The sequence below is a fragment of the Aestuariirhabdus litorea genome (assembly GCF_003864255.1).
Taxonomy (GTDB): Bacteria; Pseudomonadota; Gammaproteobacteria; order Pseudomonadales; family Aestuariirhabdaceae; genus Aestuariirhabdus; species Aestuariirhabdus litorea.
On the sequence record NZ_QWEZ01000002.1, the window covers coordinates 577,953 to 593,844 of the forward strand.

At 60.6% G+C, this 15,892-nt stretch carries 10 protein-coding genes; 5 read left to right on the forward strand and 5 right to left on the reverse strand.

The window, feature by feature from the left end; translation table 11 throughout:
• Positions 1–84 precede the first annotated feature (84 nt).
• Genes D0544_RS12705 through D0544_RS12725 form a run of 5 tightly spaced genes read left to right on the forward strand, consistent with a single transcriptional unit; the run spans position 85 to position 11,144 of the window.
• Positions 85–2,148, forward strand: coding sequence for a methyl-accepting chemotaxis protein (locus D0544_RS12705; RefSeq protein ID WP_125018293.1), 2,064 nt, complete (start codon positions 85–87; stop codon positions 2,146–2,148).
• A 50-nt stretch (positions 2,149–2,198) separates the two neighbouring features.
• Positions 2,199–3,050: a CheR family methyltransferase gene (locus D0544_RS12710; RefSeq protein WP_125016713.1), complete on the forward strand. Its 852-nt coding sequence runs from the start codon at positions 2,199–2,201 to the stop codon at positions 3,048–3,050.
• A 22-nt stretch (positions 3,051–3,072) separates the two neighbouring features.
• On the forward strand, positions 3,073–9,654 hold the full coding sequence (locus D0544_RS12715) for an Hpt domain-containing protein (protein ID WP_125016715.1): 6,582 nt from the start codon (positions 3,073–3,075) through the stop codon (positions 9,652–9,654).
• Positions 9,635–10,660, forward strand: a complete 1,026-nt coding sequence (locus D0544_RS12720; protein WP_164880925.1) for a chemotaxis protein CheB — start codon at positions 9,635–9,637, stop codon at positions 10,658–10,660. Before D0544_RS12715 ends, D0544_RS12720 begins: the two co-directional genes overlap by 20 nt.
• Positions 10,661–10,682: 22 nt before the next feature.
• Positions 10,683–11,144, forward strand: coding sequence for a chemotaxis protein CheW (locus tag D0544_RS12725; protein WP_125016719.1), 462 nt, complete (start codon positions 10,683–10,685; stop codon positions 11,142–11,144).
• 11 nt (positions 11,145–11,155) lie between these two features.
• On the opposite strand, the gene D0544_RS12730 is transcribed toward D0544_RS12725, so the two are convergent.
• The 5 genes from D0544_RS12730 to ahcY form a co-directional block, all read right to left on the reverse strand.
• Positions 11,156–11,884, reverse strand: coding sequence for a 16S rRNA (uracil(1498)-N(3))-methyltransferase (locus D0544_RS12730; RefSeq protein ID WP_125016720.1), 729 nt, complete (start codon positions 11,882–11,884; stop codon positions 11,156–11,158).
• A 307-nt stretch (positions 11,885–12,191) separates the two neighbouring features.
• Positions 12,192–12,869, reverse strand: a complete 678-nt coding sequence (locus tag D0544_RS12740; RefSeq protein ID WP_243647365.1) for a cytochrome b/b6 domain-containing protein — start codon at positions 12,867–12,869, stop codon at positions 12,192–12,194.
• 56 nt (positions 12,870–12,925) lie between these two features.
• The gene (locus D0544_RS12745; RefSeq protein ID WP_125016724.1) at positions 12,926–13,372 is read right to left on the reverse strand and encodes a c-type cytochrome; all 447 of its coding nucleotides are present in this window, start codon (positions 13,370–13,372) and stop codon (positions 12,926–12,928) included.
• Between the two features lie 179 nt (positions 13,373–13,551).
• Positions 13,552–14,415 (reverse strand): methylenetetrahydrofolate reductase [NAD(P)H], encoded by an 864-nt coding sequence (metF, locus tag D0544_RS12750; RefSeq protein WP_125016726.1) that lies wholly within the window; start codon positions 14,413–14,415, stop codon positions 13,552–13,554.
• Between the two features lie 63 nt (positions 14,416–14,478).
• Entirely contained in the window at positions 14,479–15,852 is a 1,374-nt protein-coding gene (gene ahcY / locus D0544_RS12755; protein ID WP_125016728.1) for an adenosylhomocysteinase, read from the reverse strand.
• Between the last annotated feature and the right edge of the window lie 40 nt (positions 15,853–15,892).

A 15,892-nucleotide genomic window follows, 5' to 3' on the forward strand; every position in this document is an offset into this window, starting at 1 on the left:
ACAATGAAGGCGACTAATTCAGGTGTTCAAACCAACCGGCTCTCAGCGATCATGTTCGTTGTCCTGGTCCTCTCCCTGGTGGGGATGATTGGCAACTTCTGGTACGTCAACCAGCAGGCGGACTACGACAAGGAGTTTATCGCGCACGCGGGGGAGATGCGGGTACTTTCCCAGCAGATCGCCAAAAACGCCCTGGAGGCGGCCGGTGGTAACAAGGAAGCGTTTGAGCTGCTGCATGAAGCGCGGGACAAGTTTCAAACCCACTATGACATGATGCAAATGGGCGCCACCAGCATGCACGAGGCTGATGAACACGGGGGCGAGGGCGACCAACACGGCAGCACGGAGAACATGGCGAAGGTCGCCAAGGCGGCCAGCCATCTGATGGCCGAGATGAACCACCCCATGCTGGCCGAGATGGGCTCTGCCCGTGCCGATGAGCAGCTGGCTGAGCTGACCAAAACCTGGAATCGCACCAAGAAGGGGGCCGATGCCATTCTCGCCAGTGAGGAGACGGTGCTCTCTCTCCATGAGGTAGCGGCCGCGCTGGCGGAAACCATCCCCCAACTGCAGGTGGAATACGATGAGGTGGTGGAGATCCTGCTGGAAAACGGTGCCCCGGCTGACCAGGTCGCCATTGCCCAACGCCAGTCCTGGCTGGCGGAGCGGATTGTGGGGAGTGTCAACCGAGTGCTCGAGGGTACCGAGGACTCGGTAATGGCCGCGGACAGCTTTGGGCGTGATGCCGGTCTGTTTGGGCGAGTGCTGAACGGTATGATCGAGGGTAACCTGGCCATGCGTATCAGCCAGGTCAGCGATAGCGAGGCGCTCGACCGCCTGAACGAGATCGCCGAGCTGTTTGAGTTTGTAAACGGAAGCGTGGATGAGATCCTGGAGACCTCTCCCGAGCTGTTCCAGGTGCGTGAAGCCTCAGACCAGATCTTCGAGTTGACTCAGCAGTTGCTGCTGGAGACCTCCACCCTGGCCGAAATTTTTGAAACCATGGAGGATGAGCGCTTCTGGTCCTCCGAGACCGCGGTACTCTTCGGTTTGATCGCGGTGGCGGCCATTGTCCTGATCGGTGTCAGCATGGTGGGCAATACGCGTAAGCGTCTGGAAGAGACAGCCAGCCAGAACGAGTCCAACCAGGCGGCGATCATGCGACTGCTTGACGAGCTGGCCGACCTGGCGGATGGTGACCTGACCGTGTCGGCGACCGTAACCGAGGACTTCACCGGTGCGATTGCAGACTCCATCAACTACTCCATCGAGCAGCTGCGTGCACTGGTAACCACCATCAACGAAACGGCGGTACAGGTGGCCTCGGCTGCCCAGGAGACCCAGGCAACTGCGATGCACCTGGCGGAAGCCTCCGAGCACCAGGCGCAGGAAATTGCCGGTGCTTCTGCCGCAGTAAACGAGATGGCGGTCTCCATCGACCAGGTATCGGCAAACGCCTCCGAGTCCGCATCGGTAGCGGAGCGGTCGGTATCCATTGCAAACAAGGGCAACGAGGTGGTGCAAAACACCATCCTCGGTATGGACACCATCCGTGAGCAGATCCAGGACACCTCCAAGCGGATCAAGCGACTGGGTGAGTCTTCCCAGGAGATCGGGGATATCGTATCGCTGATCAACGACATCGCCGACCAGACCAACATTCTGGCATTGAACGCCGCGATTCAGGCGTCCATGGCCGGTGACGCGGGTCGAGGCTTCGCGGTAGTAGCGGACGAGGTACAGCGATTGGCGGAGCGTTCCTCTGCGGCAACCAAGCAGATCGAGGCGCTGGTTAAGACGATCCAGGCGGATACCAACGAGGCGGTTATCTCCATGGAGCACACCACCTCTGAGGTGGTCAAGGGTGCGCACCTTGCACAGGATGCGGGTGTGGCCCTGGAGGAGATCGAGAAGGTATCCCAGAACCTTGCGGAACTGATCCAGAACATCTCCAACGCTGCACGCCAGCAGGCCTCCTCCGCCGGCCATATCTCCAACACCATGAACGTTATCCAGGAGATTACCTCCCAGACCTCTGCCGGTACCACCGCGACTGCGAACTCGATCGGTAACCTGGCTGAGATGGCGTCTGAAATGCACCAGTCCGTCGCAGGCTTTAAGCTCCCAGAAACCGAGTCGATAGGATAAGTCGCTGAGCGATGACGTTGGCGGCAGGCCAGGACGCAGGTCCCAGGACGATGATGACGAACAAGTGGTCGATGCAACCACTGCCGGAGATGGACGAGAGCCAGTTCGAGCAGTGGCAAGCTCTGCTCGAAAGCCGCACTGGCATGCGGGTTACCGAGCAGCGTAAAACGTTTCTGCAGACCAGTGTGGGTATGCGGATGCGTGAGCTGGGGTTGAGTGACTACCAGAACTATTACAACCGGGTGAGCCAGCATCCCCCGGGAGGCATGGAGTGGACCCTGCTGGTGGATCGCCTGACGGTGCAGGAAACCAGCTTTTTCCGCCACCAGGCTTCCTTCGACCGGGTACAGCGCTTTCTGGCAGAGCGTTCAGACAAGGGCGGTACCATCGAGATCTGGTCGGTGGGTTGCTCCACTGGAGAGGAGCCCTACTCCCTCGCGATGCTGGCCCAGGAGACTCTGCAGGACAGTGGTTGCTATTTTGGGATCAGTGCCACCGACATCAGTGCCCCCGCGCTGGCCAAGGCCCGGCAAGGGATCTATTCAGACCGTAAGGTTGAGGCGCTGCCGAGGGAGCGGGCAGAACAATTTTTTACTCCGCTTGAGAAGGGACGTTATCAGGTGGTGAGCCAGTTGCGGGATCGCGTCTGCTTCTCGCAGGTGAATGTCCTCGAACTGAGCAAAACCCCGATGCATGGCATGGACCTGATCTACTGCCAGAATCTGCTGATCTACTTCCGTCGCTGGCGACGCAAGGAGATTCTGAACCGGCTTGCTGAACGCCTGGCACCGGGGGGGCTTCTGGTGGTAGGGCTGGGCGAGGTGGTGGATTGGAGCCATCCCGACCTGGAGCGTGATCGAGACCCGGCAACGTTGGCGTTTCGCAAACGTGTCAGTGGGTAAGTGAGAGGACTCAGGAGTAACTATGGCTGATCACCACGACTACGTAGCCCTCGACTGGGTTAAGGGTGAGATTCAGGAGACCCTGACGCAGGCGCGTCAGGCACTCGAGTCCTATGTTGAGAACCCCGAGGACAGCACCCGGATCCGCTTCTGCCTTAACTACATCCATCAGGTGCATGGCACCCTGCAGATGGTTGAGTTTTATGGCGCCGCCCTGCTGGCGGAGGAGATGGAGGTCCTGGCCCAGGCCATCATGAATGGCCAGGTCAGTAATCCCGACGAAGCCTACCAGGTACTGATGCAGGCGATACTGCAGCTGCCCGCCTATCTGGAGCGGGTGCAGGCCGGGCGCCGTGACCTGCCGGTCATCCTCATGCCGGTATTGAATGACATGCGCGCGGCCCGCGGTGGAAGCCTGCTGTCGGAAACCTCACTGTTCAAACCCAACCTGAGCCACCGGAACCCAAAACTTCCAATTGGTGCCCTTAAGCGTTTCAGCGGCGACAATTTCACCGCCTTCATCGGCAAGCTACGCCAGATGTACCAGTTTGCCCTGGTGGGGTTGCTACGGGACCAGAACACAGCCGAGCACCTCGGCTACATGACCAAGGTCTTTGGCCGTCTCGAGCAGCTGTTGCTGAAAACGCCGGTAGGCCAGCTGTGGTGGGTCTGTGTGGGCATTATTGATGGACTCGCCAGCGGCGCGATCCCCATGAGCACCAGTATCCGTCACCTGCTGCGCCAGGTCGACGGGGAGCTGCGCCGCATCATGAAGGGGGGCGCGGAGGCGCTTAACCAGCCGGCCCCCGATGAACTGCTGAAAAACCTCCTCTACTATGTCGCCAAGGCAGAGGATGAGAGCCTGCGCATTCGCGAGATCAAGGACAAGTTTGACCTCGACGACGCCCTCCCCGACGAGGCCACCGTGGATGAGCAGCGCCAGTTGATGGCAGGCCCCGATAAGGAGGCGATCGGCTCGGTCGTAGCAGCGCTCACCGAAGAGCTGGTGTCGGTGAAAGACGCACTCGACCTCTTTGTCCGTACTGAAAATCGTGACCTGGGAGAGCTCTCCCAGCAATTACCATTGTTGAAACAGATCTCCGACACCATGGCGGTCATGGGGCTGGGGGCGCCGCGCAAGGTGTTGCAGGAGCAGCTGGAAAGCCTGCAAGAGATCGTGGAAGGCGATCGTCATCTGGATGATGCGGTGCTGATGGATATCGCCGGATCATTGCTCTTTGTTGAAGCCACCCTGTCGGGAATGGCCGGGGATAGTGCTAATGCCCAAGGGGGAAGTAGCGGGGATATGCCCCCTACCGAGCTCAGCGATGTACACCGGGTGGTGGTGCGTGAGGCGCGTAATGGGCTGGAGCAGGCCAAGGACTCCATCGTCCAGTTCATCGGCTCGAAGTGGGACCACAGTGAGCTGGAGGATGTCCCGCAGATTCTGGATACCGTCCGCGGCGGACTGGCAATGATTCCGCTGGAGCGTGCGGCGAAGCAGCTGGGCGCCTGTGCCGGATTTATTCGGGACTCGCTGATCGCGACCAAAGAGGTTCCCGAGTGGCGAGTGCTGGATACGCTGGCCGATGTGATTGCCAGTATCGAATACTACCTTGAGCGCTTGTCCGAAGATCAGGCCGAGCAGGCGGATCTGCTGCTTGATGTGGCTGACGAGAGCCTGGCAATACTGGGCTGCGAGGTGGCGCGCCCGCCGCTTGATGAGACGGCTATCGCCGATCAGGCGTTGGAGGTAACTTCGCCGCCCCTGGAGGCAGTTGAAGAGGATTCAGAACCTGTCGAAGATACGCTGGCGCCGGAGCCAGCCGGCGTAACTGAAGCCCCTTCGGCAGGGCACGAGGTGACACCGGTTGAAGCCGACCAGGCCGAGCAGCCTGATCCGGCAGCGGCGGAAACAGTGGCAGCTGACCGGGATACGCCCGATGCCACCGAAGAGCCGACTCCTCCGCTGGCCAGCGTCGATGAAGAGGAGGACATGATCGATGACGAGGTCATCGAGATCTTCATTGAGGAGGCCGAAGAGGTTCACGAAACCATTTCAGAATTCTTCCCCAAGTGGCGTAGCAATCCGGCTGACTCCGGATCACTGACGGAGGTAAGGCGAGCCTTCCATACCCTGAAGGGCAGTGGGCGCATGGTGGGGGCCAATGTGGTAGGTGAGCTGGCCTGGTCGATTGAAAACATGTTGAACCGGGTGATCGACCATACGATCACCACCAGCGAGCCGCTGTTTGAGCTGATTGAGGGCGTGCGCCAGCTGATTCCCCAGCTGATGAAGGATTTTGAGCAAAAGTCGCAGCAGGAGACCGACCAGGTACGCCGGCTTATGGCGCAGGCCGAGGCCTACTCCAAAGGCCAGCCCTGGGAGCCGGCGCCACAGCAGGCAGAGCATGAAGAGGTGTTCGAGGTGGTTACCGATGAGGTGATCAAGCCTTTGGACCTGGAAGGTAGCGAAGCCGAAGAGGCCGAGGTGGTCGAGGTAGAGCCCGCTACCAGCCTTGAGGATGACGATTCCGATGCCGCCTTGTTGGAGATCTTTAGCGGGGAAGCCAACGCTCACCTGCAGGAGGCCGATGCCTTTGTTGCCTTGTACAACAGCAAACAACACCCCCTGACCATCAGTGAGGAGCTGCAGCGGGCACTGCATACCCTCAAGGGGAGCGCCCATATGGCGGGTATCACCCCGGTGGCGGAGGTAGTAACCCCCCTTGAGAAATTGATCAAGGAGTTGCGTGGAAACCTGATCAAGGCGGACCGCGAGGTGGTCGATCTGTTGGCCAGGGGCTCGGCCATTGTCCATGAAGCACTGACTCGCCTGCGGGTAGATGAAACCCTGGAGATTCCCCAGGCGGAGGAGTATTGCGCGGCCTTGCTGGAACTGCATGATCGCTATCTCGCGGCCAAGCGGGAAGCCGATGCAGCGAGCGGGCGCGATACCCAGATGTTGACCGTCTTCCTGGCCGAAGGGATGCAACTGCTGCTCGATGTAGAGGCCTGGCTGCCGGGGTGGATGGAGCATTGCCGGCCCGACAATCAGTACGAAGCCCTGTGCAAGGAGTTGGATACCCTGGCTCGCGGCTCATTGATGGCGGACCTGGCCCCTATATCGGATCTGGCTGAGGGGCTCAAGGCCACCTACAGCGGACTGGTGGGGCGGCACTTGATGGCGGGTGAGGAAGCCCGTACGTTGCTGGTGGAGGCTCACGAAGCCCTGCTCTTCATGCTCGACAGCATGGCTGCCCAGCAGGAGGTCGCACCACGCCAGGACCTGATTCAGCGGTTACGCGCTTTGCCAGAGACGTTATTGCTGGAGACAGAGGCGCCAACTTCCGTCGTTGAAGTCGATGACGAAGCGCTTGAGGGGCTGGATCAGGAGGAGACGGAAGAGATCCTGCTGGACAGTATTGCGCCGCTCGAAGCCCTCCAGCAACAGTATGTCGGTGAGCTGCCGGAAGCCGCGGCGGAGGAAGCGGCGGAGCTGCCACTAGCGGAAATCGACGAGGAGGCACTTGACAGCCCCCTGCCGGAGATTACGCTGGAAGCCGAAGCCGAAGCCGAAGCCGAAGCCGAAGCCGAAGCCGAAGCCGAAGCCGAAGCCGAAGCCGAAGCCGAAGCCGAAGCCGAAGCCGAAGCCGAAGCCGAAGCCGAAGCCGAAGCCGAAGCCGAAGCCGAGCAGTGGCAGGCGGTGGACGTCGATCCTGAAATGGTCGAAATCTTCCTCGAAGAAGCGGTCGACATCATGGATCGAGCGGCGGGCTCACTGCAGAACTGGCTGGAAGGCAGCACCCGCAAGGATGAGCTGGACCAGCTGCAACGGGACCTCCATACCCTCAAAGGGGGCGCCCGGATGGCAGGCATAGCCGCCATCGGAGATCTTAGCCATGAGCTGGAGTTCCTTTACGAAGGCTTGGGCAACGGTCGTTATGAACCCTCCACGGAGCTGGGTGAGCTGATCCAGGCGTGCCATGATCGCCTTGCGGTGCAGATTGAGGACGTTGGCAGTAGTGGCGGCTGTGTGCCGGCCCAGGCCTTGATCGGAGCGATCAGCCGCTACCGGGCCAACCCCGATGCGGGGGTGCAGATGGAGGCAGTGGGCAAGCCAGCGTCCCCCGGCACCCCCGCACCAACCGAACCGGAGCCCAGTCAGGTGGCTGCCGTTCCGGCCGTCGAGGAAGCCGAAGAGCTGGAATTCGATCGGCTGGACCTGAGCGAGATCGATCCCGATATTCTGGAGATTTTCCTTGAAGAGGCGGGTGACCTGCAGGAGGGGATTGAACAGAGCTGCGAAGCCTGGAGCAAGGCCCCCCAGGACGCCGAAGCCGCTGCCGAGTTGATGCGCCAGCTGCACACCCTCAAGGGGGGCGCGCGCATGGCCTCCATTACCCACCTGGGTAACTATACCCACGATTTTGAGATGCTGGTGACCCGTGCCCAGCAGGACCTCGCCAACCTGCCAGCGGATCTCTTTGATGAAGTGGAGGTGCGCCAGGATAAGCTATTCAAACACCTCGAAAATATCCGTCGCCAGGTGCAGGGCGGTGCAGCTGAGCCCGCTCCCGGCCCAGCAGCACCCGAAAGCGGCGGCGCGTCGGACAGCACCGAGAAGAGCGCAGAAGTTGTCCCTTTTGCGCCGCGCGAAACCGACAGTAGCAGTGAAGTGGCCCCCGCTGTGGTGGGGGCTGCCGAGGCGCTAAAACAGCCACGACGGATGCCGCAGGAGATGGTGAAAATCTCTGCGGATGTGCTGGAGGAGCTGGTCAACCTGGCGGGTGAAACCAGTATCTCCCGGGGCCGTGTTGAGCAGCAGGTTAATGATTTCATCTACTCGCTTGATGACATGCACGCCACCATCAACCGGGTCCGCGAGCAGCTACGCCGTCTCGATATCGAAACCCAGACCCAGATTATCTCCCGCCACGAGGCAGAGTCGGGGGTGCGAGAGCTGGAGTTTGACCCGCTGGAGATGGACCAGTACTCCGAGCTGGCCCAGCTGTCGCGCTCGCTGGTGGAGTCGGCCACTGACTTGATGGACCTCAAGGATGGCCTGACCGACAAGGCTCGGGATGCGGAAACCCTGCTGTTGCAGCAGGCACGGATCAACACCGAGCTGCAAGAGGGGCTCATGCACACCCGCATGGTGCCCTTTAACCGCATGATGCCTCGACTGCGCCGGATTGTACGCCAGGTATCGGGTGAGTTGGGCAAGCGCGTCGACTTGCAGGTGGTCAACGCAGACGGCGAGATGGACCGTACCGTGATGGAGCGGATGGTGGCACCGCTGGAACATATGCTGCGCAACGCCATCGATCACGGCATAGAAGCCGACCCCGCTGACCGAAAGGCGGCGGGAAAGGATGTAAAAGGGACCATCAAGATCGCCTTCTCCCGCGAAGGGGGCGATGTCGTCTTGCGAGTCAGCGACGACGGTCGGGGGGTCAACCTGGAGGCGGTGCGTAACAAGGCCATCGAACGCGGCCTGATGGACCGCAACTCCAGCCTGACCGACCACGAAGTGATGCAGTTTATCCTGCAGGCAGGCTTCTCCACGGCCAAGCAGGTAACCCAGATCTCCGGAAGGGGCGTGGGCATGGATGTGGTGCACTCCGAGATCAAGCAGCTCGGCGGCAATGTCACCATCCATTCGGCCCAGGGTAAAGGCTCCACCTTTGTGGTGCGCTTGCCCTTTACCGTATCGGTCAACCGCGCCCTGATGGTGTACATGGGGGATGATCTCTACGCCATCCCGCTCAATACCATTGAGGGGGTGTTGCGAATCAGCCCTTACGAGTTGGAAGCCTATTACCAGGATCCCAGTCTCGAGTTTGAATACGCGGGCCAGGGCTATCAGGTGAAGTATCTGGGTGAGGTGATGCAGCAGCGTCCCCAGCCCTCCATGGAGGGGGTCACGACTCCGCTGCCGGTGTTGCTGACCCGCGGAGCGGAGCACTCGGTGGCGCTGCAGGTGGACTCCCTCGCCGGTAGCCGTGAAATCGTGGTTAAGTCGATTGGTCCCCAGTTTGCCGGCGTTGACGGCGTGTCGGGGGCCACCATCCTGGGGGATGGCCGGGTAGTGATCATCCTCGATCTGGTAGCGATGATCCGTTCCAGCTTTGCCCACGACGCATTGCCGGTGGGAGTGACCATCGACATCGAGGCGGACAGCGAAGCCGAACAGGCCGCGGCCGAAGAGGAGGCTCGACAGCCACAGGTGATGGTGGTCGATGACTCCGTGACCGTGCGTAAGGTTACCTCTCGCCTGCTGGAGCGACAGGGCTTTGATGTGATCCTGGCCAAGGATGGGGTGGACGCCGTCTCCCAGCTGCAGGACAAGAAGCCTGACATCATACTGCTGGATATCGAGATGCCGCGGATGGACGGCTTCGAAGTGGCCAGTACCATTAAAAATGACAGCCGCTTGAAGAGTATTCCCATCATAATGATCACCTCCCGTACCGGTGAGAAGCACCGCGAGCGCGCCTTCGCCATCGGTGTCGAGGAGTATCTGGGTAAGCCCTTCCAGGAGGCCTTGCTGCTGGAAACCATTAATCAACTGTTGAATGCGGATGAGCGACAGCAACACTAAAGCGGTCGTAGGCATCATTGCAGACACGGTCCTTCAGCAACACCTGGTGGGTACCCTGCTGGCGGATGAGGAGATACTGGTGCCGGTGAACACCTCCCCGGCCCAGTTCACTACTGAAGCCTTCAACACCCCGGTTGATCTTTGGTACGTGGACCTGACCCTGGATGAAGGCTTTGATGACTTCCTTGACCTCATTCTGGAAGCGGTCGACGTACCGGTCCTGATCGGTGATGGCCAGGCACCTACCCGTAACAGCGATGAGTATCCTCGCTGGCGCCGCAGCTTTCTCGGTAAGCTAAACCAGCAGCTTGCCCTGGCTCGGGCATCGACAGCGGGTGAAGCACCCCTGTCGGTGGGACGACCCAAACTGCCACCCTTGCCGTTACCGGCGGTGCTCTCCCAGCTGGAGAATACCCCCGTACCTCAATCCGTCTGGGTGATTGGTGCCTCTTTGGGGGGACCCGGGGTGGTAAAGGAGTTCCTGGATGCCCTGCCACGGGGGCTACCGGTTGCCTTTGTATACGCCCAGCATATTGATGCGAGCTTCCAACAGGTTCTTGCCGATACCCTGGGGCGGCACAGTGCCTTTGATGTGGTCACCGCCGCTGAGGGTGCCCCGCTCGGTTATGGCAAGGTGATTCTGGCGCCGGTTGAGCAGGAGGTTCGTATCAGTGCACAGGGGCGAATCGAAGCCACCGGCAAACACTGGAGTGGGCCCTACCAGCCCAATATCGGCGAGGTGATGATGGGGGTGCTGCGACGCTTCAAGGAGCATTGTGGCGCCATCATATTTAGCGGCATGGGCGAGGATGGGGTGCAGGCCAGCCTGGAATACCAGCGCTGTGGTGCCCAGGTGTGGGCGCAGGACGCTGCCAGCTGCGCAAGCAGTACCATGCCCGATGCCATCGCCCACGACGGGTACTGCAGCTACCGGGGCACTCCCCGTGAGCTGGCCCAGCGATTGGTGGAACGATTAGCACAGGAGGTCAGCCCCAAGCTTGGCTGACCCGGCAGGGGAGCAGAAAGAGATGAGTGAAAAAACGGAAGAGGCGATCTCCGGACTGATGATTCCGTTGCGTGAGGCCCAGCTGCTGGTGCCGAACGTGACGGTGGCGGAGCTGGTGGGCTATGAGCCGCCCCAGCAGGTGGAAGATAGGCCCGAATGGTATCTGGGGCATATCATCTGGCGGGATCAGAATATTCCCCTCGTCAGCTTTGAAGGGGCCAATGGCGACCCCTTCGACCCCAGCCAGCCCTCCCAGAGGACGGTGGTCCTGAACGGTGTCAGCGGTCAGGAGGCGCTGCCTTTTTATGCGGTCGTGGTGGAGGGGATTCCCCACGCGGTGCGGGTAGGGCCCGAGGAGGCGGTACCCCAGGATCGTGAGCTGGGCGCCTGTGGCGCAGTGATGGTGCACCTCAGTGGTGAAGAGGCGCTGATTCCCGATCTCGTCAAGTTGGAAACCATGATTCTGGCTGCCCGTCAGGGCTAGGCCGGACGCTATCAGCCGATATCGCCCCACAGGTACTGGGCCAGTGCCAGGGCGGCCACCGGGGCGGTCTCTGTTCGCAGGACACGAGGGCCGAGGGCGGTAGGCCGGAAGCCAAGTTTCAGCGACTGCTCGATCTCAAGGGGGCTAAGCCCTCCCTCGGGACCGATCAGCAGTGACAGGGTGCGGGGGGCCGATAAGCTGGAGAGGGACTGCTCGGTGCGATGATGCAGCACCAGCTTGAGGTCGCTGTTTTGCTCGCTCGCCCATTGGGTGAGTGGTCGCGGTGGGTGCACCCTGGGGACCCGGTTGCGCCCACACTGCTCGCAGGCGCTGATCGCCACCTGCTGCCAGTGCTGCTGGCGCTTATCCGCTCGGTCCGAACTGAGTTTGACTTCGCAGCGCTCGCTCAGTAGCGGGGTGATTTCAGTCACCCCCATCTCGGTCGCTTTCTGGATCGCCCAATCCATGCGATCCCCCCGCGACATCACCTGCCCCAGATGAATACTCAACGGGGACTCGGTGGCCGACTCCAGAACGCTTTCGATCACCACCTGTACCCGGCGTTTCTCGACCTGGTCCACTCGCGCCTGAAAGCCATTACCCTCCCCGTCAAACAGCACCAGTGGGTCGCCCGCCTTCATGCGCAGGACGCGGGCAACGTGATTGGCTGCGGTTTCATTGAGCTCGACCCGAGCGTCGGCTTGCATCGGCTGGGGGAGGTGAATACGGGGATTTCGCATGGTGTGGCCCTGGCTCACAAAGGCTGTGAGCATAGCATGGAGGAGAGGGGCTCAGGGAGTCGTGAATACAAGGTTAAGGCTAGCTGGCAGGGCAGCCAGGCTGCTTCTGGACACGCTGGGTTGAAGCCGGGTTATTGGCCATGTGTTGTGGGGGATGAATCGGCCGCGTAACCAGGTTTCCACTGCAGTTGGAGCGCAGTTCCAGCGTTCTTGATCTCCATAATGGGGTCTCCGGTTGCTAGCGTATCCAGACGAGCCGGATGGCTAGCAACCTGAAACGCTGTCACCTAATCGAACTCCGGCTGGCTTAGGGCAGCAACGACCAGATATTGATGCCGAGCCAGACCAGGCCAGCGGCCAGCAGCAGGGTCACAGCGGCCAGCCACAGCGGGGCGGTGACGGCTGCCTCGCCATCAGGCACCTGTGAGGGCTCCTTGACCCCGGTGATCATCGGCCGAACAAGGTTGTCTTTGGCCAACCACAGGTGGGCCAAAACCGCTGCGACGTGCAGCCCTGCGACCCCCAGGATGATGTAAAAACCGCGCTGGTGCCAGCCACCCAGCCACCCCTGCCAATCGGAACTGACCTGGGAGGCCAGAGGGCCCTCCACCAGAATCTCATCGGTGGTAAAGAGGCCGAAGCAGCCCTGCAGGCCCACCAGTGCCAGTAGCAGGATTACCCCCAGGGCGCCCGCGGGGTTATGGCCAAGGTAATGGGGGGGGGAGCCCCGGCGAATGGCGCTGAGGTAACGAAACAGAGTGCGTGGGCCGCGGACAAACTGGGTAAAGCGGGCGGTGCTGCTGCCCCAGATCCCCCACAGCAGTCGAAACAGCACCAGGGTGAGCAGGGTATAGCCGTTCCACATATGCCACTGCATCTCGATATCGGCGAACTTCCAGGAGAGCCAGGCATTGGCAATCAGTAGTACCAGCAGCCAGTGAAAGAGTCGGGTGGGTAGGTCCCAGGTGGGGATGGGTCGAGGCATAGTCACTTATGAATCCGCCCGCGGCAGTGCTGCAGGCGGATGAAAGTTAAAGAAGGTTAATCTTTCTTACGGAAATCGTCGTGGCAGGATTTGCAGGCTTTACCCACTTTTTTAAAGGCATCCAGTGCTGCGCCTTTGTCGTTGGCGGAGGCGTTTAGCGCTTCGAGGGCCATACGCAGATCCTTGCCGCGCTGTTTAAAGGTATCCATATCTTCCCAGATCTCTTTACGCGCTTTGGTTTCGCCTTTATCGGAGCCCGGGGGGAAGGAGTTTCCCATATGGGAAAGGGCATCCATCATCCCCTGGGCGTGGTAGCTGACATCCTGCGGGGCATCGAAGCCCAGCACCAGAATCGACTTAAGCGCGCCCATGTGACCGCCTACGATCTTCATAATGCCCTGACGGTGGACGATGTTGGGGTTATTTTCAGCGGCCTGCAGGGCAACGGGGCTCATCAGCAGGGTGGAGGCACAGAGGCCAAGGACCAGTGGGCGTAGTTTCATAAGCGTTCACTCCAGATGGGTCGTGGATAGGGGCATAGTCTGCTCAAGGGCGCAGGGCCCGACCTGAAAAGTATAGCGCTTTACTGGGAGATACAATGTGACAAAATCACATCATTTACATCTGCGCGATGGATGTGAAGGGGTAGGGCACCGGCTCCCGGGAGGAGCCGGTGGGGAGCTTAACGACGCTCGCTGAGTTTGAGGTTGTCCCAGATTTTAAGGCTGGGCGCGGCCTGGTTCAGGGTGTAGAAGTGCAATCCCGGCGCACCGCCCTCCAGCAGGCGTTCGCACATTTGGGTCACCACCTCTTCGCCAAAGCGCTGGATGGAGACGATATCATCGCCATAGGCTTCAAGCTGCTTGCGGATCCAACGGGGAATTTCGGCGCCGCAGGCATCGGAAAAACGCGCCAGCTTGGAGTAGTTGGTGATCGGCATGATGCCGGGCATGATCGGGATGTCGATGCCAACGGACTCGCAACGATCCACAAAGTGGAAGTAGCTGTCGGCGTTGAAAAAATACTGGGTGATGGCCGCATCGGCGCCCGCTTCTACCTTGCGCTTGAAGTTGAGCAGATCCCGTTCGGCGTTGGGCGCCTGGGGATGGACCTCCGGGTAGGCCGCCACCTCGATCTCAAAATGGTCTCCGCTGTGTTCGCGAATCAGGCTCACCAGCTCGTTGGCGTAACGCACCTCGCTGCTGGCCAATCCCATCCCTGAGGGCAGGTCACCCCGCAGGGCGACGATACGCTGGATATCGTTAGCGCGGTAGTGGTCCAGCAGGTCGAGGATCTCCTGCTTGCTGTCGCCAACGCAGGAAAGGTGGGGTGCGGTAGGGACACCGGTGCTCTGCTGGGCGCCCAGTACGGTACTGACGGTGCGGTCGCGGGTGGAGCCGCCGGCACCATAAGTGACCGAGAAAAAATCGGGTTGGTAACTGGCCAGCTGTTGGGCGGTAGCCAACAGGTTGGCAGCGCCAGCGTCGGTCTTGGTGGGGAAAAACTCGAAGCTGTAGCGCTTAAGGAATCGGTTTTGTGTGTTCATGGCCTTGTCTTTATGGTGAGGGGGGCAACCACCCTGTCGCCCCCCGGTGGACCTGTACGGCTATCAGTACTTGTAGTCGTCGCTTTTGTAGGGGCCTTCCACATCGACCTTGATGTAGTTTGCCTGGGCATCGGTGAGACGGGTGATCACCCCTCCAAAACCTTCGACCATATGGCGGGCCACCTCTTCATCGAGCTTCTTGGGCAGTACCTTGACGTAGACGTTGGCAGCGCGTTCGGCTTCGGGCAGGTCGGCAAATTTCTTCTCCCACAGGTAGATCTGGGCCAGCACCTGATCGGCAAAGGAGCCGTCCATCACCCGGGAGGGATGACCGGTGGCGTTGCCCAGGTTGACCAGGCGCCCCTCGGACAGCAGGATCAGGTAGTCCTTGGCGGCGCGATCCCGGTAGACCTTGTGGACCTGCGGCTTGACCTCGTCCCACTCCCAGTGCTCGCGCATAAAGGCGGTGTCGATCTCGTTGTCAAAGTGGCCGATGTTGCACACCACCGCTCCGGTCTTCAGTGCTTGCAGCATATTTTTGTCGCACACATTGGTGTTACCGGTGGTGGTGACGATCAGGTCAGTGTTGCTGAGCAGTGCGCGGTTAACACAGTCAAGCTCGCCGGTATTGATGCCGTCGATGTAGGGGGACACCACCTCGAAGCCATCCATGCAGGCCTGCATGGCACAGATCGGGTCAATCTCGGTGACCCGCACGATCATACCCTCCTGGCGCAGGGAGGCAGCGGAGCCCTTACCGACGTCGCCGTAACCCACTACCAGCGCCTTTTTGCCGGACAGCAGGTGATCGGTACCGCGCTTGATGGCGTCATTGAGGCTGTGGCGGCAGCCGTACTTGTTGTCGTTCTTGCTCTTGGTGATGGAGTCATTGACGTTGATGGCCGGTACCTTGAGGCTGCCTTCGTCCAGCATCTCCAGCAGGCGGTGAACGCCAGTGGTGGTCTCCTCGGAGATGCCGTGGCAGTTGGCCAGCACGGCCGGGTATTTTTCGTGCAGAATCTGGGTCAGGTCGCCGCCGTCATCGAGGATCATGTTGGCACCCCAATCAGCGCCTGCCTTCTGGATGGTCTGCTCGATGCACCACCAGAACTCCTCCTCGGTCTCACCCTTCCAGGCGAACACGGGGATACCGGCGGCGGCGATGGCGGCAGCGGCATGATCCTGTGTCGAGAAGATGTTGCAGGAGGACCAGCGCACCTCGGCACCGAGGGCGATCAGGGTTTCGATCAGCACTGCGGTCTGGATGGTCATGTGGATACAACCCATGATGCGGGCACCCGCCAGGGGCTTGCTGTCGGCGTACTTGGCGCGCAGCGCCATCAGGGCCGGCATCTCGGTTTCTGCAATGTCAATCTCTTTGCGTCCCCAGCTGGCCAGGGAGAGGTCGGCGACCTTGTAATCGGTAAACGTGCTCATTGGAAAACTCCTGTGTCGAGCGGGCGACCGCCGCCAGTGC